The organism is Streptomyces liliifuscus (assembly GCF_016598615.1).
Lineage (GTDB): Bacteria > Actinomycetota > Actinomycetes > Streptomycetales > Streptomycetaceae > Streptomyces > Streptomyces liliifuscus.
Genome location: NZ_CP066831.1, coordinates 1,651,734 through 1,675,373, shown reverse-complemented (window position 1 = coordinate 1,675,373; position 23,640 = coordinate 1,651,734). Strand labels below are relative to the sequence as shown.

Sequence of the window (23,640 nt, the reverse complement as noted above, 5' to 3'; positions counted from 1 at the left end):
GTCCAGTTTTCTTCCCGGGGCGATACGCTGTGTTCATGTCCGCCTCCCTGCCGCCCTTGCCGAAGCCCCAGGAACCGACCGGCGAGCCCGTCCTGCTGGAGCTCGGCTCCGCCGACGACGAGCCCTGCCTGCGCGCCGACGCGGCCCGCAACCGGGCCAGGCTGCTTGAGGCGGCCACACGGCTGATCGAGGAGCACGGAGCCGCCGGCGTCACGATGGAGGCGGTGGCCGTGGCGGCCTCGGTGGGCAAAGGGACGGTCTTCCGCCGCTTCGGCGACCGCACCGGCCTGCTGACGGCCCTGCTCGACCACTCCGCGAAACAGCTCCAGGCGGCCTTCCTCAGCGGGCCGCCGCCCCTCGGCCCGGGAGCGCCCCCCGCCGACCGGCTGCGGGCCTTCGGCCAGGCCGTCCTGCGCCAGGCGGCCGACCATCTGGAGCTCCAGCTGGCGGCCCAGCCCGAGGCGGCCCGCCGCTACTCCAACCCGCCCCAGCGTCTACTGTCCGGTCACGTCACCCTGCTGCTGCGACAGGCGGTGCCCGACGCGGACTGCGCCCTCCTCGCCCAGACCCTGATGGGCCATCTCGACCCTGCCCTGATCCACTACCTGACCAAGGAGTGCGGGATGCCGATCGAGCGCCTGGAGGCGGGATGGATCGACCTGGTCGCCCGCGTGACACGTACGGAACTGCCCCAGTAGGCCCCGCACTTGGGCCGCACCGGGCCTCGGGCGGCGGTTCCGCAGGTCCGGCACGCGCGGCGCCCCCGGCCCCGGGCCCCTCCCCGGCTTCTGCAAAGATGCCGTACGTCATGGTGCAGATACCGAAAACATCCGCCCCTACGTCGCCCGCCCCGCACTCCGTGCCGACGAGTGCCGATGTGGCCCGCCTGGCGGGGGTCTCGCGCGCGACCGTCTCCTACGTCCTGAACAACACCAGCGCCGTACGGATCAGTGAGCCCACCCGTCGCCGTGTCCACCAGGCGGCCAAGGAACTCGGTTACGTCCCGCACGCCGCGGCCCGCAGCCTGCGCGCCGGCCACAGCCGCATGGTCCTGATGCCCGCGCCGGACGTGCCCGTGGGCCCGCTCTACAGCCAGTTCTTCAACGAACTCCAGTGGGCCCTGAGCCGTCTCGACTACACCGTCGTGCAGTACGGCAGTGTCGGCCTCCAGGGCGACGAGGCGGCCCGCGCCTGGGCCGAACTGCGCCCGGTCGCCGTGCTCGTTCCCGGCAGCGGACTCGGCATGGAGGGCGTGGCCGTCCTCAAGCGCTCCGGCGCCCGGGCCGTCGTCACCCTCGGTCCCGACCGGGTCGAGGGCGCGCACGCCCTGATCATGGACCACCACGAGGTCGGCCGCAGCGCGGGCGCCCATCTGCGGGCCCGCGGCTACCGCAGCGTCGGAGTCGTGGTGCCCGAGGACCCCGGCCTGGAGATCTTCTCCAAGCCCCGCTTCGAAGGCGTACGGCAGGCACTCGGCGGCACCGGCGCCTCGGTGACCGAGGTGTCGCTCGCCTACGACGAGGAGGCCGCGTCCCAACTCGCCGCACGCTGGCGCTCATTGGGCCTGGACGCCGTATTCGCCTACAACGACGAGTACGCGATGCTGCTGATGCGTGCCCTTCAGGATGAGGGCATCGGCATCCCGGGAGACACTGCTGTCATCGGTGCCGACGACCTGATGCTCGGTCGGCTGTTGCGCCCTCGGCTGAGCACCGTCCACATCGAGCTCCCGTCCGGACGGGAGCTGGCCGAGCTGGTCGACCGCGCGGTGCGGGAGCCCGGCGCCCCGCCGGAGGCGCACGAGGTGCTGGGAGCGACGGTCGTGCACCGCGAATCGAGCTGAACACCTGGGAGGCGCGTCATGCGGACCACGGTCGGCATCATCGGCGGAGGCCCGGCCGGGCTCCTGCTGGCCCGGCTGCTGCACCGGACGGGGGTCGACTGCGTCGTCCTGGAGAGCAGGACCCGCGCGTACGTCGAGCAGCGGCAGCGCGCCGGGATGCTGGAGCAGGGCACGGTGGACGCCCTGCGCGAGTGCGGCGCCGCCGACCGGCTGGAGGTCGAGGGACTGGTCCACAACGGCATCGAGCTGCGCTTCGACCGGGAGCGGCACCGCATCGACTTTCCCGTGCTCACCGGCGGCCGCACGGTCACGATCTACGCCCAGACGGAGATCGTGAAGGACCTCGTGGAACTCCAACTCACCGACGGGCCACCGCTGTTGTTCGAGGCCGAGGCCCTCGCCGTCGAGAACGCCGCCGAGGAGCCGGGCGCCGGCGCCCCTCTCGTACGCTTTGTGCACGACGGCCGCGAACAGACCCTCACCTGCGACTACGTGGTCGGCTGCGACGGCTTCCACGGCATCGCCCGCGACGCCTTCCCGGCCGACCTCAGCCGTACGTACGAGCACGACTATCCCTACTCCTGGCTCGGGATCATGGCCGATGTGGCGCCCTCCTGCGAGGAGTTGATCTACGCGCGCGGCCCGGGAGGCTTCGCGCTGCACAGCATGCGCTCGACGTCGGTGTCACGGCTGTATCTGCAGGTCCCGAACGGCACCGACGCCGACGACTGGCCCGACGAACGCATCTGGGACGAGCTGGACGCCCGCTTCGCGATCGACGGCGAATGGCGGCTGGAGCGCGGCCCGATCACCGCCAAGTCGGTCACCGGGATGCGCAGTTACGTCCATGAGCCGATGCGCCACGGACGGCTCTTCCTCGCCGGGGACGCCGCACACATCGTGCCGCCGACGGGTGCCAAGGGGCTGAACCTGGCCGTGTCCGACGTCCGGGTCCTGGCCCGCGGCTTCGCCGAGCTCCACCGCACCGGATCGACCCAACTCCTCGACTCCTACTCGGAGTTGTGCCTCGACCGGGTCTGGCAGGCGACACGTTTCTCGTACGACATGACTAGGATGTTGCACGCTCAACCAGATGGGGATGCCTTCGAGGACCGGCTGCAGCTCGCGCGACTGCGGCGGATCGCGGCATCCCGCCCCGCGGCCGCCGAACTGGCCGCGAACTACACGGGACTTCCGCTCGCGGCCACCGTTCGCGCTGTGGGTCCCACCGGTGTCCACTGACCGATCGGAGAGCCGACATGCCGCTGCTCGACCCGGAGAACTGGCAGTCCCACAACCTGGCGGGCGGTGAGTACGCCGTCACGGAGCCCGCGACCGGCGACCCGCTCGGCACCGTCACGCTCGCCTCTGCCGAGGACGTCACGGCAGCCGCAGGGGCGGCCCGTGCGGCCCAGGCCGAATGGGCCCGCGCCCCGCACTTCGTCCGCGCCGCCGTCCTGCGCAAGGCCGGCGACCTGTTCGCCGCGCACGCCGACGAACTGCGCGACTGGATCGTGCGCGAGTCCGGCTCCATACCCGGCAAGGCCGACTTCGAACTGCACGTCGCGGCCCAGGAGTGCTACGAGGCGGCCGCGCTCGCGTCACGTCCGGCGGGGCACGTCCTGCCCTCGGAGGCCGCCCGGCTGTCGTACACGCGTCGGATCCCGGTCGGTGTCGTGGGAGTGATCTCGCCCTTCAACGCCCCGCTGATCCTGTCGATCCGTTCGGTGGCCCCGGCGCTCGCGCTCGGCAACGGCGTCCTACTGAAGCCGGACCCGCGCACCGCGGTCTGCGGCGGCCTCGCGCTCGCCGCGGTCTTCGCGGAAGCGGGCCTGCCCGAGGGGCTGTTGCACGTGCTGCCCGGAGGTCCGGAAGCCGGACAGGCGCTGGTCGCCGACCCGCAGGTGCCGGTGATCTCCTTCACGGGCTCAACGGCCGCCGGGCGAGCGGTGGGTGAGGCCGCGGGGCGCCATCTCAAGCGCGTACACCTCGAGTTGGGCGGCAACTCCGCGCTGATCGTGCTGGAGGACGCCGACATCGACGCGGTGATCTCCACGGCGGCCTGGGGCTCGTTCTTCCACCAGGGCCAGATCTGCATGACCACGGGCCGCCATCTGGTGCACGCCTCGCTCTACGAGGAGTACATCGAGCGGCTCGCCGCCAAGGCCGACTCGCTGGCCGTCGGCGACCCGCACCGGGAGCAGGTCCACCTCGGGCCGATCATCGACGACGCCCAGCTCGCCAAGATCCACGGCCTGGTGGAGTCCAGCACCGCACGCGGCGCCAAGCTGGCGGCGGGCGGCACCCATGACCGGCTGTTCTACCGTCCGACGGTTCTCGCAGGAGTCGACGACTCGACCCCCGCGTATGCCGAGGAGGTCTTCGGCCCGGTCGCGCCGGTGCGCTCGTTCAGCACCGTCGACGAGGCCGCAGCGCTCGCCTCCGACGGGCCGTACGGCCTCTCACTGGGCATCGTGACCCGGGACACCGCGCGCGGCCTCGACCTCGCCGAGCGCGTCCCCACCGGGATCGTCCACATCAACGACCAGACCGTCAACGACGAGGCCGTGGCACCCTTCGGCGGCATCGCCGCCTCCGGCACCGGCGCCAGGTTCGGCGGCGAGGCCAACCTGGAGGCCTTCACCGACCTGCGCTGGACGACGGTGCGAGGGGACGTGGCGGGCTACCCCTTCTAGGGGCGCCGACGAGGTACGGGTCCGCTGCCCGCCAGGGGCGGCGACGGATCACTGGGCCTGCTGGCCCTGCTCCGCGATGGACTTGCGGACCTCGTCCATGTCCAGCTTCCGGGCCTGTCCGATGACGTCCTCGAGGGCGGCCTCGGGCAGCGCCCCGGGCTGGGCGAAGACGGCAACCTGGTCACGGACGATCATCAGCGTCGGAATCGACTGGATGTTGAAGGCCGCGGCCAGCTCAGGCTGCGCCTCGGTGTCCACCTTGCCGAAGACCAGGTCGGGGTTGGCCTCCGCGGCCTTCTCGTAGACCGGGGCGAACTGGCGGCACGGGCCGCACCAGGACGCCCAGAAGTCGATCAGGACGAATTCGTTGTCCGTGACCAGCTGGTCGAAGTTGTCCTTGGTGAGCTCCACGGTGCTGCTCATGGCGTTGAATCCCTCTTCCTGGGGTCGGGGCCTTGCCGATGTCCACAACGGCGTCGATCAGTGGCGTATTCCGCGCACGTACCCGTGTGGCCACGGCCCACACCAAGTACCAGACTGACCCCATGACGGAATCGGAATCCATCGCGTACGACGTCGTGGTGCTCGGGGCCGGGCCCGTGGGGGAGAACGTCGCCGACCGCGCCCGCGCGGCAGGCCTCTCCACCGCGATCGTGGAGAGCGAGCTGATCGGCGGCGAGTGCTCCTACTGGGCGTGCATGCCCAGCAAGGCCCTGCTGCGCTCGGTCCTCGCCCGTGCGGACGCACGCCGCGTGCCGGGCCTCGGCCAGGCCGTGCAGGGCCCCCTCGACGTCGGCGCGGTCCTCGCCCATCGTGACGACTTCACCTCGCACTGGAAGGACGACGGCCAGGTCCAGTGGCTCGACGGCATCGGCGCCGACATCTACCGAGGACACGGACGGCTCGCCGGACCACGCAAGGTCACGGTCGACGGCCCCGACGGGGAACGGCACGTCCTGACCGCCCGGCACGCCGTGGCCGTCAGCACCGGCACCCGTGCCGTCCTGCCCGACCTGCCAGGACTCGCCGAGGTCAAGCCCTGGACCAGCCGCGAGGCCACCAGCGCGCACGCCGTGCCGGGCCGCCTCGTGGTCGTCGGCGGCGGGGTCGTCGGCGTGGAGATGGCCACCGCCTGGCAGGCCTTCGGCTCCCAGGTCACGGTCCTCGTCCGCGGCAAGGGACTGTTGCCCCGTATGGAGCCCTTCGCCGGGGAACTCGTCGCCGAGGCGCTGACCGAGGCGGGCGCGGACGTGCGTACGGGCACGTCCGTCGAGGCGGTGACCCGCGACGGCAAGACGGTCGTGGTCACCACCTCCGCGGGGGACCGCATCGAGGCCGACGAGATCCTCTTCGCCACCGGCCGCGCCCCGCGCACCGACGACCTCGGGCTCGAGACGATCGGCCTGGAACCCGGTTCCTGGCTGTCGGTCGACGACAGCTGCCGGGTGACGGGCAGCGACTGGCTCTACGGCGTCGGTGACGTCAACCATCGCGCCCTTCTCACCCACCAGGGCAAGTACCAGGCCCGTATCGCGGGCGCCGCGATCGCGGCGCGGGCGGCCGGTGTCCCGCTCCTGGAGACCGACCCCTGGGGTGCCCACGCGGCGACGGCCGACCACGCGTCCGTTCCCCAGGTCGTCTTCACCGACCCGGAGGCCGCCGCCGTCGGCCTCTCCCTCGCCGAGGCCGAACAGGCCGGTCACCGCGTCCGCGCGGTCGACGTCGACCTCTCCTCGGTCGCCGGCGCCGGCCTCTACGGCGACGGCTACCGCGGGCGTGCCCGCATGATCGTGGACCTCGACACCGAGACGCTCCGCGGGGTCACGTTCGTCGGACCCGGGGTCGGTGAAATGCTCCACTCCGCCACGATCGCGGTGGTCGGCGAGGTTCCGGTGAGCCGGCTGTGGCACGCGGTGCCGGCGTATCCGACGGTGAGTGAGGTTTGGCTGCGGTTGCTCGAGGCGTATCGGGACGCGTGACGCTCCGCTGGGGTGCGGGGCTTTGTCCGCGGGTTCGTTGTGGCTGGTCGCGCAGTTCCCCGCGCCCCTCGAAGGGGCCTTGCGGCCCTTCGAGGGGCGCGGGGTCTCAGCTCTCCTCTGGCAGGTCGAAGCCTAGGTCCGTGGCCGCCTGGCTCGGTGTCGGGTGGGACCACCGTTCCAGCATCGCCTGGTTGGAGGAGAGCGAGCGCAGTTCTGCGCGGTCCAGGTAGAGGGTGCCGTTCAGGTGGTCCGTTTCGTGCTGGACGATGCGGGCGGGCCAGCCCGTGAAGACCTCGTCCAGCGGGCGGCCGTTCTCGTCCTGGGCCAGGAGCCGCACCTCGGCGGGCCGGGCCACCACCGCCTGCCAGCCCGGCACGCTCAGGCAGCCCTCGAAGAACGCGGCGCGGGCGGGACCCACCGGCTCGTACGCCGGGTTGACCAGGACGCGGTAGGGCAGGGGCACCCGGCCGCGTGCCTCGCGGATCTCGTCCGGCACCGGTGCCGGGTCCTCGACGACCGCGAGGCGCAGCGGTACGCCGACCTGGGGCGCGGCCAGCCCGACGCCCGGTGCCGCGTGCATCGTCTCGCGCAGGGCCGCGACGAAGCGGGCGAGGAGCGCCGGGTCCAGCTGGCCGTCGAAGGGCTCGGCCGCGCGGCGCAGCACCGGGTCACCGGCGGCGACGATCGGCAACGGGCCCGTACGGGAGAGCAGTTCCTCCACCTGGTCGCTGACGGACGAGGGCACGTAATCACTGGTGGAAGCCATCGCGCCAGGATGCCAAGCGGGATGCCGAGGTGCGAGGCGGCTCTCTGGAGGAGAGCGAAGGCGTCGCGCCTCCCTGGATTCCGGACCCCCTGATCTCCCTCCCCGGATTCCTATCCCGCGGCCTCCAACAAAGCCGTCACGCTCTCCCGGGCGCGCGCGACCCGGGACCGTACGGTCCCGACCGGGCAGCCCACCGCCGACGCGGCGTCCGCGTACGGCAGGCCCGCCAGCTGGGTGAGTACGAACGCCTCGCGCCGTGGGGCGTCCAGGGTCTCCAGGAGGTCGAGAAGGGCCACGCCCTCGTCGAAGCCCGGCAGCCCGCGCGGCTGTGCGCGCTCGGCGGCCGTCTGCCAGTCGCCGGTGTCGGACATCCGCGGCCGGGTCGCAGCCGTGCGGAAGCGGTCGGCCACCGTGCGGCGGGCGATCGCCAGCAGCCAACTGCGGGCGCTGGAACGGGCGGAGAACCCCGGCAGCGCGGTCAGGGCACGGAGGAACGTTTCCTGGGTGAGGTCGTCGGCGCCGTGCACATCGCCGCTGAGGTGGGCCACGAAACGCCATACGTCCCGGTGGGTGGCCCGCACGAACCGCTCGACCGCGTCGGGGTCGCCGGCCCCGGCGGCCAGGGCCCAGCGGGTGATCCGTTCGTCGTCGTGTGCCTGAAGCAGGGCAGAAGCCATCGCAGGTGGTCCTTCGGTGAAGGGAAGCGCGGAGTGAGGAGAGCGGCGTACGGCCCACGCGACCCGAAGGTGTGCGCGTGAGGCACGCGCGCGTGGGCCTCGTGTGGACCAAGGGGCCGTCGGTACGCGCGCGTGGGCCTACGGCAACGGCACGCGCGCGTGGCTTCGTACGACACCTGGGCGCAGTACGAGAACAACCAGGACTCGGTCCACGACAAGGACCAGGACTCGGCCTAGGAGAAGGACCGGGACCGGTCTACGAGGGGGACCGGGACTTGGTCGCCGGGCACGCGAGCCGTCCGCCGACGGCAGGCACGTACGCCGCGGATCCGCCCGTCACCGGTGGCGGGACGGACGGTCAGCGGGCGGCCGGTGCGACCGGCGGCCCTCTCCGCGCGACGGCGTGCTCCAGCAGAACTCCGCGCAGCGGGCGCACCGGGACGAACACGGGCGTCCGCGCGGGCCCGGCAGGCCGCATGGCAGCCGACACCCGCAACGCCCGCCGCAGCGGCTCGAAGAGGGCGGTGCCCAGCAGTCGGCCGGTCCGGTACGCGATCGCCCGCGCCGTGCGGAACGCGGCCTCCTCGCCGCGCCACAGCCACACACCGCAGACGAGCGCGGCGAGCAGGTGGGCCGCGAACATGCCGAGGTCACCACCCATGAGCAGGGTGTCCGCCGGCTCGGGGCCCATCGGGTGCGCATGGGTATGGCCCGCGTCCATGGACGTCGTGGACATGAAGGCGTCCGAGGAGCGCGCCCGCTGGGCAAGTCCGAACAGCTGGTGCAACCCCAGCTGCGCCACGACCGTGGCCCCGGTCACCAGCCCGAGGCCGCGCTCCCGCCCGGTGAGCCACCACGCGGCCGCCGTCGTCGCCGCGAACGCGTATCCGACGGCCCACCACAGCAGACCCGCCCCGGACATCAGCACGTGCCCCAGGGCCGCCGTCACCACGCACACGGCCGCGAACACGGCGGCACGCGCGAGGCGGAAGGCGATCCCGGAGGTCATGGCGAGCATCGTGCCAGTACAAGGGCGTTCGGATGACCCGAGCCCCGATTTGCGCCCCACGATGTGACCCACACCACGCGAACCTCCGGGAACTCGACGGCACCGCCCACCGACTACTGCACCGCAACGGCCGAGCACGGCCCGTCGTCCCCTGCCCCACCGGAGAAGCCCGCCGATGACCACCGCTCCCACGACCGAGACGGACGAGTCCCCGCAAGCCGTCGCCCCCTCCTCGAAACGCGGCCTCTGGTCGCCGCTGCGCCCCCTGGTCCTGCGGCTGCACTTCTACGCCGGAGTGCTCGTCGCCCCGTTCCTGCTGGTCGCGGCCACGACCGGATTCCTGTACGCGGCGTCCTTCCAGGCCGAGAGGATCCTGTACGCGCACGAGATGACCGTCCCCGTCGGCGACGAGAAGCTGCCGATATCCGAGCAGGTCACCGCCGCCCGCAAGGCGCACCCGGAGGGCACGGTCTCCGCCGTACGCCCCTCGCCGAAGGACGACGAGACCACCAGGGTGATGCTGTCGGGCGTCCCCGGCATCGGTGAAACCCACACCCTCGCGGTGTTCGTCGACCCGTACACCGCCAAGGTGCGCGGCTCGCTCGAACAGTACGGATCAACCGGCGCCCTGCCGCTGCGCACCTGGATCGACGAGTTCCACGCCAACCTGCAACTCGGCCAGAACGGCCGGCTCTACAGCGAACTCGCCGCCAGCTGGCTGTGGGTGATAGCGGGCGGCGGTCTGGTGCTCTGGTTCAGCCGCCGCCGTACGCAGCGCAAGATACGCGGGACCACCGGCCGTCGGCGCACGCTGGGTCTGCACGGCACGGTCGGCGTCTGGGCCGCCCTCGGGTTCTTCTTCCTGGCGGCGACGGGACTGACCTGGTCGACGTACGCCGGCGCGCACATCGACGAACTGCGCACCTCGCTCCACCAGTCCACCCCTGCGGTGTCGGCGGCCGCCGGCGGCGAGCACTCCGGCCACGGCTCCGCCTCGGCTGAGACGGACGTCGAGCACGGGGTCGGCCTCGACAAGGTGCTGGCGTCCGCGCGGGCGGAGGGCCTGGGCGACCCGGTGGAGATCGTCCCGCCGGCCGACGCCGAGTCCGGGTACGTCGTTCGGCAGGTCCAGCGCAGCTGGCCCACCAAGCAGGACGCGGTCGCCGTCGACCCGTCGAACGGCGAGGTCACCGACACGGTCCGCTTCGCCGACTACCCGGTCCTCGCGAAGCTCACCCGCTGGGGCATCGACGCGCACACCGGAGTCCTGTTCGGCATAGGCAACCAGCTCGTACTCATGGCCTTGGCCCTCAGCCTGATCCTCCTCATCCTCTGGGGCTACAGAATGTGGTGGCAACGAGGCCGAACCTCCGCCTTCGGCCGCCCCATCCCCCGAGGCGCCTGGCAACAGGTCCCCGCCTACGTCCTCGTCCCCCTGATGGCCGCAATAGCAGTCCTCGGCTACTTCGTCCCCCTCCTCGGCATCCCCCTGGCCGCCTTCATCGCCGTGGACGTAGTACTGGGCGAAATCGCACACCGCCGCGGAAAGCGCACGTACGCGACGGCCAAGTAGTCGAGTTGGGGCCGAGCAGAGAACAGTTGAGGCCGAGCAGAGAAAGAGGCCGAGCCCCGGCACCGCGGGAACGTCACGTCACTGACGACCCTCGGCGCCTTGGGGCTCGGCCCTCTGCTTCGCGGCGCGCGTCTCTATGCGCTTCTGTTGTTCCCGGCACTCACAAGGACTCGAACTCGCCCGCGAGGGCCGAGGCGAGGCGGATGTGGGGTTCGGCCTCGTCGGTTCGGCCCTGGCGTTGGAGGGTGCGGCCCAGCATCAGGCGGGCGTAGTGCTCCACGGGGTCGCGCTCGATGAGCAGTCGCAACTGGGTTTCCGCGCGGCCCAGTTGGGCCGAGTGGTAGTACGCGCGGGCCAGCAGCAGTCGCGGGCCCACCTGCTCCGGCACCTCCTCGACCAGGGCATCGAGGATGCGCGCCGAGGCGGCGTATTCCTTGGCGTCGAAGAACATCCGGGCGCGCTCCCAGCGCTCCGCGGACGTCCCGTGGTCGTAGTACGTCGTGTCCACTTCCGACCTCCTTCGACGGGCAGAACGACGCCTTTTCGTTGAATATTCCACGACCTCCGCGGGGGGCCAGGAGTGGCTGCCGGTGGCTGCTACATCCGGGCCAGTTCGGCGTTCGCACGCTCGGTGACGAGTGTCAGTACACGGCCTGCCGTCGCCAGGTCCTCGGCGGGAATGTCCGCGTAGATCCGGGCGGAGATCTCGGCGGTCTCGGCGGTGACCCGCTCGAACAGCTCCCGGCCGACGGGCGTGAGCCGCAGTCCGGAACCTTCCGACGGGACTTCCTCGATCAGCTTCGCCGCCACCAGTTCGTCGATGGTGGTCTGCACCGCCGACTCCTCGATCTTCAGCGAGCCGATCACGTCGGCCGTCACCTTGTCGCGCTTGATCGGGGTGTCCGCGACCGCGACGACCCTGAGGGTCACCGACTGGTTGAACGTGTTGCCCGTACGCGCCAGAACGCGCTCCAGGACGGCGCGTCCCGCGTAGTGGGCCAGGGCGATGACTCGGCCGTTGGTGGTGGGATTCGTGGATGTGGTGGGTGCGGCGGTGGTCATGGCTGCTCCGTCTCGTTCTTGGTCGGCGGATCAAGCGGATCCAGGGGTACGTCCAGCAGGGTCGCCAGCTCGCGGCTGAAGGCCTTCGTGCGTGGGCCGTCCAGGCCTCCGAGCGGTGTCAGCAGTTGTTCCAGCAGCCCGTGCACGATCCCGATCGCGCGGCGGGTGACCTCGCGGCCCTGATCGGTGAGCGTCAGCTGCACCGCGCGGGGATCGGCGGGGTCCCGCGCGCGCTCGACGAGTCCGGCGGCCTCCAGGGCGCGGGCGAGCTTCGACACGTACAGCGGTTCGAGCCCTGTGTGGTCGGCGAGTTGCCGCTGGCTGGGGCGCAGTCCGGTCCGGTGCATCCCGTACAGCGACGCCACCAGCGAGTACTGCGCGTGGGTCAGGCCGAGCGGCGCCACCGCCCGGTCCACGGCGACCCGCCATTTCATCGACAGGCGCCACACCAGGAAGCCGGGCGTCGCGCCCTCGGGGTTCGTACTCACGAGAGATACCGTACATGGCTACTATGTCCATGGCTAGTATCTGCGAAGCGGGCGTCGTGGCCGCCGACCGGCGGGTGGATGGACTGACGGAGAGTCCTTCGCGGGACTAGGTTGTGGGCCATGAGCAATCTTGATCGCGAGGCAGTTCCCGCTCTGTGCGGCGGCCGGGGTTTCGTGGTGGCGGAGCCCGTGCGTGAACTCCTCAGTCCCCGCCGGGTCAAGCTAGGCGAGTCCAGCGAAGTCCGCCGTCTGCTGCCCAACCTGGGCCGGCGCATGGTGGGCGCCTGGTGCTTCGTCGATCACTACGGCCCCGACGACATCGCCGAAGAGCCCGGTATGCAGGTTCCGCCGCATCCGCACATGGGCCTGCAGACGGTCAGCTGGCTCCACGAGGGCGAGGTCCTGCACCGCGACTCCACCGGCAGCCTCCAGACGATCCGGCCGCGCGAGCTGGGTCTGATGACGTCCGGCCGGGCGATCAGCCACTCGGAGGAGAGCCCCAAGTCGCACGCCCGCTTCCTCCATGGCGCGCAACTGTGGGTCGCGCTCCCCGACAGCGACCGCCACACCGACCCGCTGTTCGAGCACCACGCCGACCTGCCCGTCGTCACCGCACCCGGCATCGAGGCCACGCTCATCCTCGGCAGCGTCGACGGGGCGGCCTCGCCCGGGACGACGTACACCCCGATCGTCGGCGCCGACCTGGCCCTGGCTCAGGGCGCGGACGTACGCCTCCCGTTGGAGCCGGACTTCGAGTACGCGGTGCTGTCCATGTCCGGCGAGGCCCACGTCGACGGCGTACCGCTGCTGCCCGGTTCCATGCTCTACCTCGGCTGCGGCCGTTCCGAACTCCCCCTGCGCGCCGAGTCGGACGCGGGGCTCATGCTCCTCGGGGGTGAGCCGTTCGAGGAGGAGCTGATCATGTGGTGGAACTTCATCGGCCGCTCCCAGGAGGAGATCAACCAGGCCCGTGAGGACTGGATGACGGGCTCGCGCTTCGGCGAGGTGGTGGGGTACGGCGGCGCCGCGCTGCCCGCTCCCGAACTGCCGCCCGTGCCGCTGAAGCCGCGTGGAAGGGTGCGCTGACCGGCGGGAATCCGGGGGAACGGTCGCATGGTTGCGCGGCTACGGCGACTTGTCGGCCCGCCTCCTCCGAGTGGGGCGGGCCTCGCACCATGGCCTCTGTCGGTCCGTCCCTGCCGGCTCAGCCGCATCGCCGGCATCGCCCTCGGCCCGCCGGCGGGCCGAGGGCTCGGACGCTGGCGCCGGTTATGGGGTTCGTCGTCGATGAAATAAGAATACGAGCATGGCGATATGCAAGAAGTGCGGTGTGCGGAAGCGTAGTTGGCCCCGCTCCTGTCCCGGTTGCCGCGCCGGATCGGCCCGGGCGGACGTGGCCGTGGCGGGGGCCGATGTGACCGTGGCGACAGGACTGTTCGGGGTGATCAGACGGGCAGTCGCGGGCGTCGTACGGCGGATTCTCGACTGGACCTGACCCGGCGGGCACGCCCGGCTCCGGAAGATGTCGGTTCACGCGTGGTTCGGCTGGCCGTCCTGGTCGAGGGTGGCGGCCCAACTGGCCAGCAGTTGGAGGCTGTCGTGAGCGGGCGTTCCGGGTTCGGCGCTGAGGGCGGTGAGGGTGAGGCCGGGGTCCGTCGGGATGGGCATGGCCTCGAAGGGGAGCGAGAGTTCGCCGACGGCCGGGTGATGGAAGTGCTTGATGCCGGTCTGGTGCAGGCGCACGTCATGGGCCGCCCACAGCGTGCGGAACTTCTCGCTGCGGGTGGAGAGTTCGCCGATGAGGTCGGTCAGGTCCCGGTTGTACGGGTCGCGTCCCGCCTCGGTGCGCAGCAGCGCCACCGCTCCGGCGGCCTGGCGCTCCAGCTGCGGCAGGAAGTCGGCCGCACCGGGGTTGAGGAACTCGTACCGGGCGAGGTTCACGGGCCGGGCGGGGTCGGCGAACACCGGGTCGTACAGGGCGCGGCCGAGTCGGTTGGTGGCGAGGATGTCGAGGCGGCCGTTGCGGATGAACGCCGGGGCCTCGGTCATCGCGTCGAGCAGGTGCTGCAGGCTCGCACGGATCGGCTGCGGCGCCCGTCGGCGCGCCGGCCGGCGAGTGGTGTTGGCGGTGCGCGCGAGGTCGTCGAGGTGGGCGCGCTCGGCCTCGTCGAGCTGGAGGGCTCGGGCGAGTGAGTCGATGACGGTCTCGGAGACGCCGGAGAGGTTGCCGCGCTCCAGGCGGGCGTAGTACTCGGCGCTGACACCGGCGAGCAGCGCGACCTCTTCCCTGCGCAGCCCTTTGACGCGCCGGTTGCCGCTGTACGCGGGCAGCCCCGCCTGCTGGGGCGTGATCTTGGCGCGGCGGCTGGTCAGGAACTCGCGTACCTCGCTCCGGTTGTCCATGTCTTCGAGGCTACGTCGGCTTGTCCGGTGGTGTCTCCGGCCGAGGGGTGTACTGCCAGTACACGTATCAACGAGTCCTTCCACGCATGTGTGACCTGCGGTTTCATCGGTCTCGGCGCGATCGGTGCGAGGCCGGTCGGCCCGGTCGTCAGGGTGGCGGCGTCCGCCGTTTCCGGGCGGAACGAAACCCCTGGCACCGCGCCGCCGCGGCATGTGAAAGGACACGAACGATGACGGAGAAGACCCAGCCCGGACCGCGGGAGCTGTTCGGTGACATCGCTCCCGCGCTGGCCGGCTACAGCGAGGACGTGCTGTTCGGGCAGGCGTGGAAGAGCCCGGAACTGTCGCCGAGAGACCGCAGCCTGGTGACCGTGGCCGGCCTCATCACCAGCGGCAGCAGCGAACAGCTCACCTTCCACATCCCCCTGGCCAGGCAGAACGGCGTCACCGAGGCGGAGCTGATCGAGACGATCACGCACATGGCGTTCTACGCCGGCTGGCCGAAGGCCATGTCCGCTCTGACGGTGGCCCGCGAAGTGTTCCGCACGGCCTGACCCCTTCCCACACACAGGTTCACCCACTGCGGCCGCCCAGCGGCGGCCGGCTCAAGGAGCACGTACCACCATGGAGATCCTCAAGCGGCCCGCGACCATGAAGCTGCCCGCGCAGATGTTCACCGGCGATGCCTGGGCGGATGTGATCCACCGGGGCGAGGAGCCATCCCGGGCGCGGGCCAACATGGTCCGCTTCGCTCCCGGCGCCCGGACCGCCTGGCACAGCCACGGCCTGGGCCAGACCCTGCACGTCGTGTCCGGGGTCGCCCTGGTCGGCACCCGGGACGGAGTGATCATCGAGGCCCACCCGGGCGACACCATCGGCTGCCCGCCCGGCGAGGAGCACTGGCACGGCGCGACCCCGGACCAGTTCATGGAGCACATCGCCCTGTGGGAGGGCGACGAGGTCGACTGGCTGGAGCACGTCACCGACGCCGAGTACGGCGGCCGACGTACCAGCACGCGTACCTCGTACTGATCACAGCTGACAGGAGCCAGCGCTTCGGCGTCCGCTGCGACCGGGGCGCGGCAGACCGAATGACCTCGACGCGCTGCCCACGCCGCCGGGCGAGTTGACGTGCGAGCCGCCGTGCGAGCTGACGGAACGGCCGACTGGTTCCACCGGCCTGACCCCGCCCGGCTCCGGCAGCCGACGTCCTCCCACCCCGTTCAACTCAACCTTCCCCTCACTCTGGAACGAGCCATGCGCGCAACCGTGATCCACGCCCCCGGTGACATCCGGGTGGAGAACCTCCCCGAACCGAAGATCCTCGCCCCCACCGACGCGATCATCCGGACCGTCGCCGCCTGTGTGTGCGGCTCCGACCTGTGGGACTACCGCGGCATCAACGAGGTCGCCCGGCCCACGCCGATCGGCCACGAGTACGTCGGCGTGGTCGAGGAGACCTGCGCCGAGGTGAAGGACATCAAGCCGGGACAGTTCGTCATCGGCTCCTTCTTCGCCTCCGACAACACCTGCCCGATCTGCCGCGCCGGCTATCAAACCTCCTGTCCGCACAAGGAGTTCGTGGGCGGCTGCCAGGCCGAGTACATCCGTATCCCGCTCGCCGACGGCACCCTCGTCGCTCTCGACGGGCAGCCCGACGAGAAGTTCGTGCCGAGTCTGCTCACGCTCTCCGACGTGATGGGCACCGGCTGGTACGCGGCCGTCGCCGCCGAGGTGAAGCCCGGCTCCACCGTGGTGGTGGTCGGTGACGGCGCGGTCGGCCTGTCCGGGGTCATCGCCGCCCGGGAACTCGGCGCCGAGCGCGTCATCGCCATGAGCCGGCACGTCTCCCGGCAGCGGCTGGCGAGCGAATTCGGCGCGACCGACGTCGTCGCCGAGCGCGGTGAGGCGGGCGTGGCCCTTGTCAAGGAACTCACAGGCGGCATCGGTGCCGACTCCGTCCTGGAGTGCGTCGGTACGCAGGAGTCGATGCGGCAGGCCGTCCGGGCCACTCGCCCCGGCGGCAACGTCGGCTTCGTCGGCGTCCCGCACGACGTGGCCATCGACGGCCAGGAGCTGTTCTTCTCCCACGTCGGCCTGCGCGGCGGCCCCGCGCCGGTACGTCACTTCCTGCCCGACCTGATCGACCGCGTCCTCGACGGCCGTATCGAACCCGGCAAGGTCTTCGACCTGACGCTGCCGCTGGACGAGGCCGCCGAGGGCTACCGGGCCATGGACGAACGCCGCGCCATCAAGACGCTGTTGCGCCCCTGACCTGCCGACCCACGATTGGAATCACTTCCCATGAGCCCGACGTACGACTTCCATGACCAGGTGGCCCTCATCCCGGTGTGGTCGCCCCGGTCTTCGGCGCCCGCACACTGCAACAACTCCACGACGGCCTCGGCGCTGTCGCCCTCACCCTGGACGACGTGGGCACGAGCCAGCGAGACCGCCGACTTCAGGGCGGCGCGCAGGCTCTCGGTGATCTGATCGTCAGCGGCTCCGAACACCCCACCGGCCGCCTGTAGATCGAGGATCGTCGCCCCACCGGGCGTGGGCTGGGCGGGTGACGATCGGCTGCGGGGCCGGCCACGCGTGCGGCGCCGGAGCCGGCCGATCAGCCGGCTCCGGCGCCGTCTTCGGACGTCAGGCGCCGTCAGCCCTGTCGGACACGGTCGCGCTGACCGGTGTGCCCGCCTCGACGGTGCGGCTGACCGTGCAGAGCCGGTCGTGCGAAGTCTTCACGGCTCGGGGCAGGATGGTGCGGGCGCGTTCCCCCGACGGCCCGTCCGGGAACGCGACAGAGAAGGTGACCTCGAGGTTCGACATCCGGTTGCCGCTCTCGTCCTCGACCTTGTTGCCGGTCACGGCGACGGAGAACGTGGTCGGTTCCTCGTGCCGACTCGTGGCGACCTCCACGTCGACCGCGGTACAGCCGCCGATCGCCGCGAGGAACAACTCGACCGGCGTGAAGTCGGCACCCTCACCGGTGCCGAAGCTCAGCGTGCCCCCGCGGGCATTGGTCACGGTGAACCGGCCCGGGCCGGCCCGCTCGATGGTGACAGAACGCAGCGATTTGTCAGTCATGGCGACGACAGTACTGTCACGCCCCGCACTGAACATCGCCGACGTGAACGAGCGTCGCGACGCGCACCATCACCTCGCCGTGGCTGCGCATCCCGCGGCCGCTCATGAGGTCGGCGACCAGAACGAAACTGGCAGCCCCACCGAGGTTTGCCTGTGGCTTTGCCCCGTTTTCGGTTGAGCGGTACTCCGCCGTCCCGGGCGGTGAACGGGTGAAGGTCATGGATCGCCCGTGGAGAACGTGGTTGTTCCGGCGCCCGAGTCCGGCTCCTATGCCCGGATTGCGGGTGGAGGAAACTATGAATCTGAGAATTCAGTGAACATCCTGCGACCACATCCGTATCAAAGGAGAGCTTCGCCCACACCGGAAGTCCCGCCGGTTCCGAGGATGTTCAGAGAGGCCTGATGAGACGCAACACGCGGAAGAAGTCGAAGACCACCGTTCGGGTGGTGGGCGCTGCGGCGGCACTGGCCATGGGGGCCGGCGGACTCGTCGCGGCCAACATCTATGCCTCTGCCGACGAAACCGGCGCAGCGAAGGGCACGGCCCAGAACCAGGCGTTGGCGGCCGGATCCTCCACGATCGACTGCCCCGACGTCGGCCAGCAGTTGAAGGCGGTGCCCGCCAAGGCCCGAACCCAGGTCGACAGGGAACTCGCCCTGCTCGACAAGCAGGTGTCCGAGGCCTACCAGCGCCTCTCCACCTCCCAGCAGGCGATTCAGCAGGACGCCAACTTCGCGCAGAACGCGATCGTGAATCCGCTGAAGGACAAGCGGAAGGCCACGATCGACCGGATCGTCATCGCCATCGGCCGTGTGGGCACCAAGCCGCAGGGTCTTGAGGCGCTGGCGCCCTGTACGTTGCGCTCCACCGGCAACCAGCCCGCCGCGGGTCAGCCCTCCGGCCAGCCCGCCTCCGGTCAGCCGGCCTCGGGTCAGCCCTCCGGTCAGCCGGCCGCCGGCCAGCCCGCCGCGGGCAACGGGCCCGTCGCCGCCGACTTCGTGGACATCACCAAGGTCAAGCCCAACGTGAGCACGCCGCGCAAGTCGTCGAAGGCGTCCAAGGGCACCTTCGTCACCAAGTGCGGGGTGAACGCCAACAAGCTGTACAACAGCGACAACGTCATCGTCGCGCCCGGTGTCACCAACGGCGCCCACCACGTGCACGACTACGTCGGCAGCCAGGACAACGACGCCTTCACCAGCGACCAGGACTTCCTGAAGGCCAACACCAGTTGCAAGAACAAGGGCGACAAGTCGTCCTACTACTGGCCGGTGCTGCGCCTGCAGGACGGCACCAAGGAGTTCGACGCCGACAGGCTGGGCGGTGGGGCCGAGGGCAACACCGGCCGCATCCTGACGGCCAAGCAGGCCACGCTGGACTTCGTGGGCAGCCCCCGCGGCAAGGTCGTGGCGATGCCCCAGCTCCTGCGCATCATCACCGGTGACGCCAAGGCCTTCACGAACGGCCCGGCCAACGCCAACGCCTCCTGGAGCTGCACGGGCTTCGAGAGCAAGGTGCAGCTGAAGGACAAGTACCCCCTCTGCCCGTCGGGCCGGGACGTGGTGCGCACCTTCAAGTTCCAGAGCTGCTGGGACGGCACCAACATCGACAGCGCCAACCACCGTACGCACGTGGCCTTCGCCGACGCCAAGGGCAACTGCCCGGCCGGCTTCAAGGCCATTCCGCAGCTGGTTCAGCGGCTCGTGTACGACGTGGACGCGCCCAGCCTGAAGGACAACGGGAAGACCCGTCCGTTCTTCTCCCTGGACGGGTTCCCCGAGCAGGCGCACAAGCCGATCACAGACCACGGCGACTTCATCAACGTGTTCGACAAGAAGGTGCAGGACAAGATGGTCCAGTGCATCAACTCCGGACGCAGGTGCAGCTGACCCCCAACAGCGGGTCCAGTCAGCGGTAGGTAGGTAGGGGTGGGCGTCGTGCAAACGGCGCCCACCCCCACTGCGTTCGCGTCCCGCCACTGCGTTCGCGTCCCGCCACTGCGTTCACGCCCGCCGCGTTCGCGTCCACCCCACCGCTTTCAGCGCGCCGAGTGGGTCGACCCCCTAGGCTTCCGGTCGGCACCGGAACCGGCACCCACCCCAGGAGCGCACACCGTGTTCGACCCCGCACCCGAGCACCCGTACCCCGACGGCCACCAGCCGGACGGGGCGCCGACGCCGCACGCCCTGCTCGAACCCGTGCTCGGCCTCCTGGGTTCCTGGCACGGCCGGGGTCGGGGCGGCTACCCCACGCTCACCGGGGACTTCGCGTACGCGCAGGAGGTGACCTTCAGTCATGACGGCCGCCCCTTCCTGCGTTACGAGGCCAGGGCCTGGCTGATCGACGCCGACGACGTTCCGCTGCGTCCGTCGGCCCGCGAGAGCGGCTGGTGGCGGCTGCAGCCCGACGGCCGGGTGGAGGCGCTGATCACGCAGCCCACCGGCATCGCCGAGATCATGGTCGGCCGTGCGGCCGACAAGACCGTCGACCTCTCCACCCACGAGGTCGCTCTCGCCCCCACCGCCAAGAAGGTCGACGCCACCCGCCGCCGCTACACGCTGACCGACGACGACACGCTCACGTTCGACCACGACTTGGAGGCTGTCGGCGAGCCGATGCAGCACCATCTCTCGGCGCTGCTGCGACGCAGGGCCGACGACGGCTCCGGCCGGCGGTTCACAGGGCGTTGAGCAGGGGCGATGCCCCCATGCCGAACCGACCCGGGAGATCGAGGAAGACCATGACCAGCATCGCAATCATCGGAGCCGGACCCGGACTGGGTGCTGCCGTCGCGCGGCGCTTCGGGCGCGAGGGCTTCGACGTCGCGCTCATCGCCCGCGACCACGAACGGACGAACGCCCTCGCCGCCGAGCTGGGCCGCGAGGGCGTCACCGCCAGGGGCTTCGCCGCCGACGTACGGGACCCGAAGGCCCTCGCGGCCGCCCTCGACGCGGCGAACGCGACGCTGGGGCCGGTCGAGGTCCTGCAGTACAGCCCGATCCCGCAACGGGACTTCATGCTGCCGGTCCTGGAAACCACCCACGCCGACCTCACCGGCCCGGTGGAGTTCTCCGTCTACGGTCCCGTCGTCGCCGTACAGCAGGTGCTCCCCGGAATGCGCGCCCTGGGCCGCGGCACCGTCCTCTTCGTCAACGGCGGCACCGCAGCCGTCCCTCACCCCGACCGCGCCGGTACGTCCATCGCCTTCGCCGCGGAGAGCGCGTACGGCCATCTGCTGCACGACGCGCTCGGCGGCGAGGGCATCCATGTCGCCCAGCTGATCGTCCCCGGCGCGATCGTCGCCGGACACCACAGGAAGGACCCCGCCGTCCTCGCGGACACCTTGTGGGGGATCCATCAGGAGCGGCACGGGTTCCGGCACTTCGCCGACGACCTCGACTCCTGACGGCCGATCGGTGACCTCGTCGGCGGAACCCGTGGCCCAGGCGGTGGAATCAGAGGCCGAGCGGCGGAATCAGTGGCCTAGGCGGCGGACTCCGCCGGCCGGGGGACGAGCCGCATCGTGGTGGAGTTCGCCTCGGGGCCGGTGATGGCCTTGATGATGTTCGCGGCGTAGTGGCCGTACTTGGCGCGGTAGGCGGCGTCGACCTCGTCGTTGAGGGCGGGATCGGCGTCGACGAAGGTCACGTCCTTGTCCACGCCACCGGCCTGGATGCGGCCCTGCAGTCGGGCACGGGTGCCCCGGTACCACGCGGCCGTCGGCCCGTTGACGGACCGTACGCAGATGTCGTCGCCGACGCGGACGACCCAGATGGTCCGCCAGCTGCCCGGCGATCCGTCGCGCCGCAGGGAGACGACGCGCAGCTCCTCGGCGTTCTCGATCCGGGCGAGTTCGTCATTCGGCCAAGTCGTCATCGACGGTCTCCTTGTCCATACCGGTGTGCCGGCTTCGGAACCAGGCTCACCGCCGCGATCGGCACCGGCAACAGCACGGCGCTCAATGGGCTGACGGCGTTCCGACGACCCCTCTCGTGTGCCGCGGGCCGGGCGCCGTACTCCCTGGTCGTCGAGCGGGACGCGGGCGCCCGGGGCGGATTCGGTCGGCCGAGTGCGAGGAGGACGGCCGGGTGCGGCCAACGCCCGTGACTCCAGCGGGAGTTCACGGTGCACCACTCTGGCGGCGTGCGATCACTTGGGCTACCGTCGGTAACACCTTGCCGCCACAGCGGCATCTTTGGCGTCTCCCGCCCCCTCCGCACCTCCTCCGGAAGGCACCCCATGGAGAATTCAGCAGCCACGGCTGCCATCACGCGCCGCCGTGCCCTGACGGTGGCGGGCGGCACGCTCGCCGGCGCTGCCCTTGCCCAGTCGGCCGGATCCGCCTTCGCCGCCTCGTCGTCGGACGCGGACGCGATCGTCGTCGGCGGCGGGCTCGCCGGTCTTGTCGCCACGGCCGAACTGGCCGCGGCGGGCCGCAAGGTACTGCTCCTGGACCAGGAACCTGAGACGAACCTCGGAGGACAGGCGTTCTGGTCCTTCGGCGGTCTGTTCCTCGTCAACTCCGACGAGCAGAGACTCATGGGCATCAAGGACACCCAGGAGCTGGCCTGGCAGGACTGGCTGGGCACGGCCGGTTTCGACCGAGGCATCACCGACCCGAAGGGCCAGGACCACTGGGCCTACAAATGGGCCGAGGCGTACGTCGACTTCGCCTCCGGTGAGAAGCGCTCCTGGCTCGCCGGCCTCGGGGTGCAGTGGTTCCCGATCGTCGGCTGGGCCGAGCGGGGCGGCGGTCTCGCGGACGGACACGGCAACTCCGTGCCCCGCTTCCATGTCACCTGGGGCACGGGACCGGCGGTCGTCGAGCCGTTCGAGAAGAAGGTGCGGGCCGCGGTCGAGGCCAACAAGGTCACCTTCAAGTTCCGGCACCGCGTGGACGGGCTCGTGACCACGGGCGGTGCCGTCACCGGCGTACGCGGCGCGATCCTGGAGCCGAGCAGCGCCGCCCGCGGCAAGCCCAGCTCCCGTACGGTCGTCGGCGAGTTCGAACTGCGCGCCCCGGTCGTGATCGTCACCTCCGGCGGCATCGGCGCCAACCACGATCTCGTACGCCAGAGCTGGCCGGCCCGTCTCGGCACCCCGCCCAAGACCATGATCACCGGTGTGCCGGCCCATGTGGACGGCCGCATGCTCGCGATCACCGAGAAGGCGGGCGGCCGGATCGTCAACCCGGACCGCATGTGGCACTACACCGAGGGCCTCAGGAACTACGACCCGATCTGGCCGGGCCATGGCATCCGCATCCTGCCCGGCCCGTCGTCCATGTGGTTCGACGCCACCGGCAAACGCTTCGGCGCGCCCGACATGCCGGGCTACGACACCCTCCACACGCTCAAGTCGATCACTGACACCGGGTACGACTACTCCTGGTTCGTGACCACCCAGAAGATCATCGCCAAGGAGTTCGCGCTCTCCGGCTCCGAGCAGAACCCGGACCTCACCGAGAAGAACATCTGGATGCTTCTCTCGCGCATCTGGCAGACCCCGGAGCCGATCGAGAAGTTCAAGAAGAACGGCGTGGACTTCGTCGTCGCCACGACACTGTCCGAACTCGTCCGCGGCATGAACAAGTTGACCGGGGACGGCCTGATCGACCTGAACGACCTCCAGCGGCAGATCGACGCCCGCGACCGGGAGATGGACAACCCGTACTCCAAGGACGCCCAGGTCATGGGCATCCGCAACGCTCTGTCCTACCCAGGGGACACCCTCAGCCGCACGGCCGCCGCCCACAAGATCATGGACAGCAGTGCCGGGCCGTTGATCGCCGTACGCCTCAACATCCTCACCCGCAAGACCCTCGGCGGCCTCCAGACCGACCTCTCCGGCCGCGTGCTGAACGCGGCCGGAGAAGCCGTACCCGGTCTGTACGCGGCCGGTGAGGTCTCGGGATTCGGCGGAGGCGGCGTGCACGGATACCGCTCCCTGGAGGGCACGTTCCTCGGCGGCTGCCTGTTCTCCGGCCGTACGGCGGGACGGGCGGCGGCAGCGGCGACCGGGTCCTGAGACTCACGCCGACGCGGTGCCGATGT

At 70.8% G+C, this 23,640-nt stretch carries 26 protein-coding genes; 15 read left to right on the top strand and 11 right to left on the bottom strand.

Features of this window, described 5'->3' with window-relative positions; translation table 11 throughout:
• The first annotated feature begins 35 nt into the window (after nt 1-35).
• From JEQ17_RS07275 to JEQ17_RS07260, 4 genes are all read left to right on the top strand, one after another.
• On the top strand, nt 36-698 hold the full coding sequence (locus tag JEQ17_RS07275; protein WP_200394440.1) for a TetR/AcrR family transcriptional regulator: 663 nt from the start codon (nt 36-38) through the stop codon (nt 696-698).
• A gap of 110 nt (nt 699-808) precedes the next feature.
• Entirely contained in the window at nt 809-1,843 is a 1,035-nt protein-coding gene (locus JEQ17_RS07270) for a LacI family DNA-binding transcriptional regulator (RefSeq protein WP_234048112.1), read from the top strand.
• An 18-nt stretch (nt 1,844-1,861) separates the two neighbouring features.
• Nucleotides 1,862-3,085 carry a 4-hydroxybenzoate 3-monooxygenase gene (locus JEQ17_RS07265; RefSeq protein ID WP_200394438.1) on the top strand — a complete coding sequence of 408 codons (1,224 nt, stop codon included), beginning with the start codon at nt 1,862-1,864 and terminating at the stop codon, nt 3,083-3,085.
• 17 nt (nt 3,086-3,102) lie between these two features.
• Nucleotides 3,103-4,539, top strand: a complete 1,437-nt coding sequence (locus tag JEQ17_RS07260; protein ID WP_200394437.1) for a benzaldehyde dehydrogenase — start codon at nt 3,103-3,105, stop codon at nt 4,537-4,539.
• Nucleotides 4,540-4,587: 48 nt separating this feature from the next.
• Here the strand turns inward: JEQ17_RS07260 and trxA are convergent, their stop codons facing one another.
• Entirely contained in the window at nt 4,588-4,962 is a 375-nt protein-coding gene (gene trxA, locus JEQ17_RS07255) for a thioredoxin (RefSeq protein WP_055616075.1), read from the bottom strand.
• Nucleotides 4,963-5,084: 122 nt separating this feature from the next.
• On the opposite strand from trxA, the gene JEQ17_RS07250 reads away from it, so the two are divergent.
• Nucleotides 5,085-6,518, top strand: coding sequence for a dihydrolipoyl dehydrogenase family protein (locus JEQ17_RS07250; RefSeq protein WP_200394436.1), 1,434 nt, complete (start codon nt 5,085-5,087; stop codon nt 6,516-6,518).
• 106 nt (nt 6,519-6,624) lie between these two features.
• Here JEQ17_RS07250 and JEQ17_RS07245 read toward each other — a convergent pair whose 3' ends face one another.
• The 3 genes from JEQ17_RS07245 to JEQ17_RS07235 all read right to left on the bottom strand — a co-directional run bounded on the left by JEQ17_RS07245 (nt 6,625) and on the right by JEQ17_RS07235 (nt 8,970).
• The gene (locus JEQ17_RS07245; protein WP_200394435.1) at nt 6,625-7,284 is read right to left on the bottom strand and encodes a peptide deformylase; all 660 of its coding nucleotides are present in this window, start codon (nt 7,282-7,284) and stop codon (nt 6,625-6,627) included.
• Between the two features lie 110 nt (nt 7,285-7,394).
• On the bottom strand, nt 7,395-7,961 hold the full coding sequence (locus tag JEQ17_RS07240) for a sigma-70 family RNA polymerase sigma factor (protein WP_200394434.1): 567 nt from the start codon (nt 7,959-7,961) through the stop codon (nt 7,395-7,397).
• A 358-nt stretch (nt 7,962-8,319) separates the two neighbouring features.
• Nucleotides 8,320-8,970 carry a hypothetical protein gene (locus JEQ17_RS07235; RefSeq protein ID WP_200394433.1) on the bottom strand — a complete coding sequence of 217 codons (651 nt, stop codon included), beginning with the start codon at nt 8,968-8,970 and terminating at the stop codon, nt 8,320-8,322.
• A gap of 175 nt (nt 8,971-9,145) precedes the next feature.
• Between JEQ17_RS07235 and JEQ17_RS07230 the strand changes: the two genes are divergently transcribed.
• A complete protein-coding gene (locus tag JEQ17_RS07230; protein ID WP_200394432.1) occupies nt 9,146-10,543 on the top strand; it encodes a PepSY-associated TM helix domain-containing protein in 1,398 nt (465 codons plus the stop codon).
• A 160-nt stretch (nt 10,544-10,703) separates the two neighbouring features.
• On the opposite strand, the gene JEQ17_RS07225 is transcribed toward JEQ17_RS07230, so the two are convergent.
• From JEQ17_RS07225 to JEQ17_RS07215, 3 genes are all read right to left on the bottom strand, one after another.
• Entirely contained in the window at nt 10,704-11,051 is a 348-nt protein-coding gene (locus tag JEQ17_RS07225) for a tetratricopeptide repeat protein (protein WP_200394431.1), read from the bottom strand.
• Nucleotides 11,052-11,140: 89 nt separating this feature from the next.
• A complete protein-coding gene (locus tag JEQ17_RS07220; protein ID WP_200394430.1) occupies nt 11,141-11,605 on the bottom strand; it encodes a MarR family winged helix-turn-helix transcriptional regulator in 465 nt (154 codons plus the stop codon).
• Complete coding sequence (locus JEQ17_RS07215) at nt 11,602-12,093, bottom strand: MarR family winged helix-turn-helix transcriptional regulator (RefSeq protein WP_200394429.1); 492 nt, start codon at nt 12,091-12,093, stop codon at nt 11,602-11,604. Before JEQ17_RS07215 ends, JEQ17_RS07220 begins: the two co-directional genes overlap by 4 nt.
• Before the next feature lie 120 nt (nt 12,094-12,213).
• Here JEQ17_RS07215 and JEQ17_RS07210 point away from each other — a divergent pair, with 120 nt between their 5' ends.
• Complete coding sequence (locus tag JEQ17_RS07210) at nt 12,214-13,179, top strand: pirin family protein (protein ID WP_200394428.1); 966 nt, start codon at nt 12,214-12,216, stop codon at nt 13,177-13,179.
• A gap of 444 nt (nt 13,180-13,623) precedes the next feature.
• Here JEQ17_RS07210 and JEQ17_RS07205 read toward each other — a convergent pair whose 3' ends face one another.
• Nucleotides 13,624-14,496: a helix-turn-helix transcriptional regulator gene (locus JEQ17_RS07205; protein ID WP_200394427.1), complete on the bottom strand. Its 873-nt coding sequence runs from the start codon at nt 14,494-14,496 to the stop codon at nt 13,624-13,626.
• Between the two features lie 230 nt (nt 14,497-14,726).
• Between JEQ17_RS07205 and JEQ17_RS07200 the strand changes: the two genes are divergently transcribed.
• The 4 genes from JEQ17_RS07200 (at nt 14,727) to JEQ17_RS07185 (ending at nt 17,027) form a co-directional block, all read left to right on the top strand.
• Nucleotides 14,727-15,050 (top strand): carboxymuconolactone decarboxylase family protein, encoded by a 324-nt coding sequence (locus JEQ17_RS07200; protein WP_200394426.1) that lies wholly within the window; start codon nt 14,727-14,729, stop codon nt 15,048-15,050.
• A gap of 70 nt (nt 15,051-15,120) precedes the next feature.
• Nucleotides 15,121-15,528 carry a (R)-mandelonitrile lyase gene (locus tag JEQ17_RS07195; RefSeq protein WP_200394425.1) on the top strand — a complete coding sequence of 136 codons (408 nt, stop codon included), beginning with the start codon at nt 15,121-15,123 and terminating at the stop codon, nt 15,526-15,528.
• A 225-nt stretch (nt 15,529-15,753) separates the two neighbouring features.
• Complete coding sequence (locus JEQ17_RS07190) at nt 15,754-16,770, top strand: zinc-dependent alcohol dehydrogenase family protein (RefSeq protein WP_200394424.1); 1,017 nt, start codon at nt 15,754-15,756, stop codon at nt 16,768-16,770.
• A 77-nt stretch (nt 16,771-16,847) separates the two neighbouring features.
• Complete coding sequence (locus JEQ17_RS07185) at nt 16,848-17,027, top strand: hypothetical protein (protein WP_200394423.1); 180 nt, start codon at nt 16,848-16,850, stop codon at nt 17,025-17,027.
• 118 nt (nt 17,028-17,145) lie between these two features.
• Here JEQ17_RS07185 and JEQ17_RS07180 read toward each other — a convergent pair whose 3' ends face one another.
• The gene (locus tag JEQ17_RS07180) at nt 17,146-17,586 is read right to left on the bottom strand and encodes an OsmC family protein (RefSeq protein WP_200394422.1); all 441 of its coding nucleotides are present in this window, start codon (nt 17,584-17,586) and stop codon (nt 17,146-17,148) included.
• Between the two features lie 16 nt (nt 17,587-17,602).
• Nucleotides 17,603-17,806 carry a hypothetical protein gene (locus JEQ17_RS07175; RefSeq protein WP_200394421.1) on the bottom strand — a complete coding sequence of 68 codons (204 nt, stop codon included), beginning with the start codon at nt 17,804-17,806 and terminating at the stop codon, nt 17,603-17,605.
• A gap of 182 nt (nt 17,807-17,988) precedes the next feature.
• Between JEQ17_RS07175 and JEQ17_RS07170 the strand changes: the two genes are divergently transcribed.
• The 3 genes from JEQ17_RS07170 (at nt 17,989) to JEQ17_RS07160 (ending at nt 20,993) form a co-directional block, all read left to right on the top strand.
• On the top strand, nt 17,989-19,476 hold the full coding sequence (locus JEQ17_RS07170) for a DUF1996 domain-containing protein (RefSeq protein WP_200394420.1): 1,488 nt from the start codon (nt 17,989-17,991) through the stop codon (nt 19,474-19,476).
• Nucleotides 19,477-19,701: 225 nt separating this feature from the next.
• Nucleotides 19,702-20,277, top strand: coding sequence for a nitrobindin family protein (locus tag JEQ17_RS07165; protein WP_200394419.1), 576 nt, complete (start codon nt 19,702-19,704; stop codon nt 20,275-20,277).
• A gap of 50 nt (nt 20,278-20,327) precedes the next feature.
• Complete coding sequence (locus JEQ17_RS07160) at nt 20,328-20,993, top strand: SDR family NAD(P)-dependent oxidoreductase (RefSeq protein ID WP_200394418.1); 666 nt, start codon at nt 20,328-20,330, stop codon at nt 20,991-20,993.
• Between the two features lie 77 nt (nt 20,994-21,070).
• On the opposite strand, the gene JEQ17_RS07155 is transcribed toward JEQ17_RS07160, so the two are convergent.
• The gene (locus JEQ17_RS07155; RefSeq protein ID WP_200394417.1) at nt 21,071-21,463 is read right to left on the bottom strand and encodes a DUF2255 family protein; all 393 of its coding nucleotides are present in this window, start codon (nt 21,461-21,463) and stop codon (nt 21,071-21,073) included.
• A 363-nt stretch (nt 21,464-21,826) separates the two neighbouring features.
• On the opposite strand from JEQ17_RS07155, the gene JEQ17_RS07150 reads away from it, so the two are divergent.
• Nucleotides 21,827-23,614, top strand: coding sequence for an FAD-binding dehydrogenase (locus tag JEQ17_RS07150; protein ID WP_200394416.1), 1,788 nt, complete (start codon nt 21,827-21,829; stop codon nt 23,612-23,614).
• Nucleotides 23,615-23,640: the final 26 nt, after the last annotated feature.

Bases quoted from the DNA above. Each gene is read 5' to 3' on its own strand.
- JEQ17_RS07275 (WP_200394440.1), top strand. From the start codon at position 36: ATGTCCGCCTCCCTGCCGCCCTTGCCGAAGCCCCAGGAACCGACCGGC.
- JEQ17_RS07270 (WP_234048112.1), top strand. From the start codon at position 809: ATGGTGCAGATACCGAAAACATCCGCCCCTACGTCGCCCGCCCCGCAC.
- JEQ17_RS07265 (WP_200394438.1), top strand. From the start codon at position 1,862: ATGCGGACCACGGTCGGCATCATCGGCGGAGGCCCGGCCGGGCTCCTG.
- JEQ17_RS07260 (WP_200394437.1), top strand. From the start codon at position 3,103: ATGCCGCTGCTCGACCCGGAGAACTGGCAGTCCCACAACCTGGCGGGC.
- trxA (WP_055616075.1), bottom strand. From the start codon at position 4,962: ATGAGCAGCACCGTGGAGCTCACCAAGGACAACTTCGACCAGCTGGTC.
- JEQ17_RS07250 (WP_200394436.1), top strand. From the start codon at position 5,085: ATGACGGAATCGGAATCCATCGCGTACGACGTCGTGGTGCTCGGGGCC.
- JEQ17_RS07245 (WP_200394435.1), bottom strand. From the start codon at position 7,284: ATGGCTTCCACCAGTGATTACGTGCCCTCGTCCGTCAGCGACCAGGTG.
- JEQ17_RS07240 (WP_200394434.1), bottom strand. From the start codon at position 7,961: ATGGCTTCTGCCCTGCTTCAGGCACACGACGACGAACGGATCACCCGC.
- JEQ17_RS07235 (WP_200394433.1), bottom strand. From the start codon at position 8,970: ATGACCTCCGGGATCGCCTTCCGCCTCGCGCGTGCCGCCGTGTTCGCG.
- JEQ17_RS07230 (WP_200394432.1), top strand. From the start codon at position 9,146: ATGACCACCGCTCCCACGACCGAGACGGACGAGTCCCCGCAAGCCGTC.
- JEQ17_RS07220 (WP_200394430.1), bottom strand. From the start codon at position 11,605: ATGACCACCGCCGCACCCACCACATCCACGAATCCCACCACCAACGGC.
- JEQ17_RS07210 (WP_200394428.1), top strand. From the start codon at position 12,214: ATGAGCAATCTTGATCGCGAGGCAGTTCCCGCTCTGTGCGGCGGCCGG.
- JEQ17_RS07205 (WP_200394427.1), bottom strand. From the start codon at position 14,496: ATGGACAACCGGAGCGAGGTACGCGAGTTCCTGACCAGCCGCCGCGCC.
- JEQ17_RS07200 (WP_200394426.1), top strand. From the start codon at position 14,727: ATGACGGAGAAGACCCAGCCCGGACCGCGGGAGCTGTTCGGTGACATC.
- JEQ17_RS07195 (WP_200394425.1), top strand. From the start codon at position 15,121: ATGGAGATCCTCAAGCGGCCCGCGACCATGAAGCTGCCCGCGCAGATG.
- JEQ17_RS07190 (WP_200394424.1), top strand. From the start codon at position 15,754: ATGCGCGCAACCGTGATCCACGCCCCCGGTGACATCCGGGTGGAGAAC.
- JEQ17_RS07180 (WP_200394422.1), bottom strand. From the start codon at position 17,586: ATGACTGACAAATCGCTGCGTTCTGTCACCATCGAGCGGGCCGGCCCG.
- JEQ17_RS07175 (WP_200394421.1), bottom strand. From the start codon at position 17,806: ATGACCTTCACCCGTTCACCGCCCGGGACGGCGGAGTACCGCTCAACC.
- JEQ17_RS07170 (WP_200394420.1), top strand. From the start codon at position 17,989: ATGAGACGCAACACGCGGAAGAAGTCGAAGACCACCGTTCGGGTGGTG.
- JEQ17_RS07160 (WP_200394418.1), top strand. From the start codon at position 20,328: ATGACCAGCATCGCAATCATCGGAGCCGGACCCGGACTGGGTGCTGCC.
- JEQ17_RS07155 (WP_200394417.1), bottom strand. From the start codon at position 21,463: ATGACGACTTGGCCGAATGACGAACTCGCCCGGATCGAGAACGCCGAG.
- JEQ17_RS07150 (WP_200394416.1), top strand. From the start codon at position 21,827: ATGGAGAATTCAGCAGCCACGGCTGCCATCACGCGCCGCCGTGCCCTG.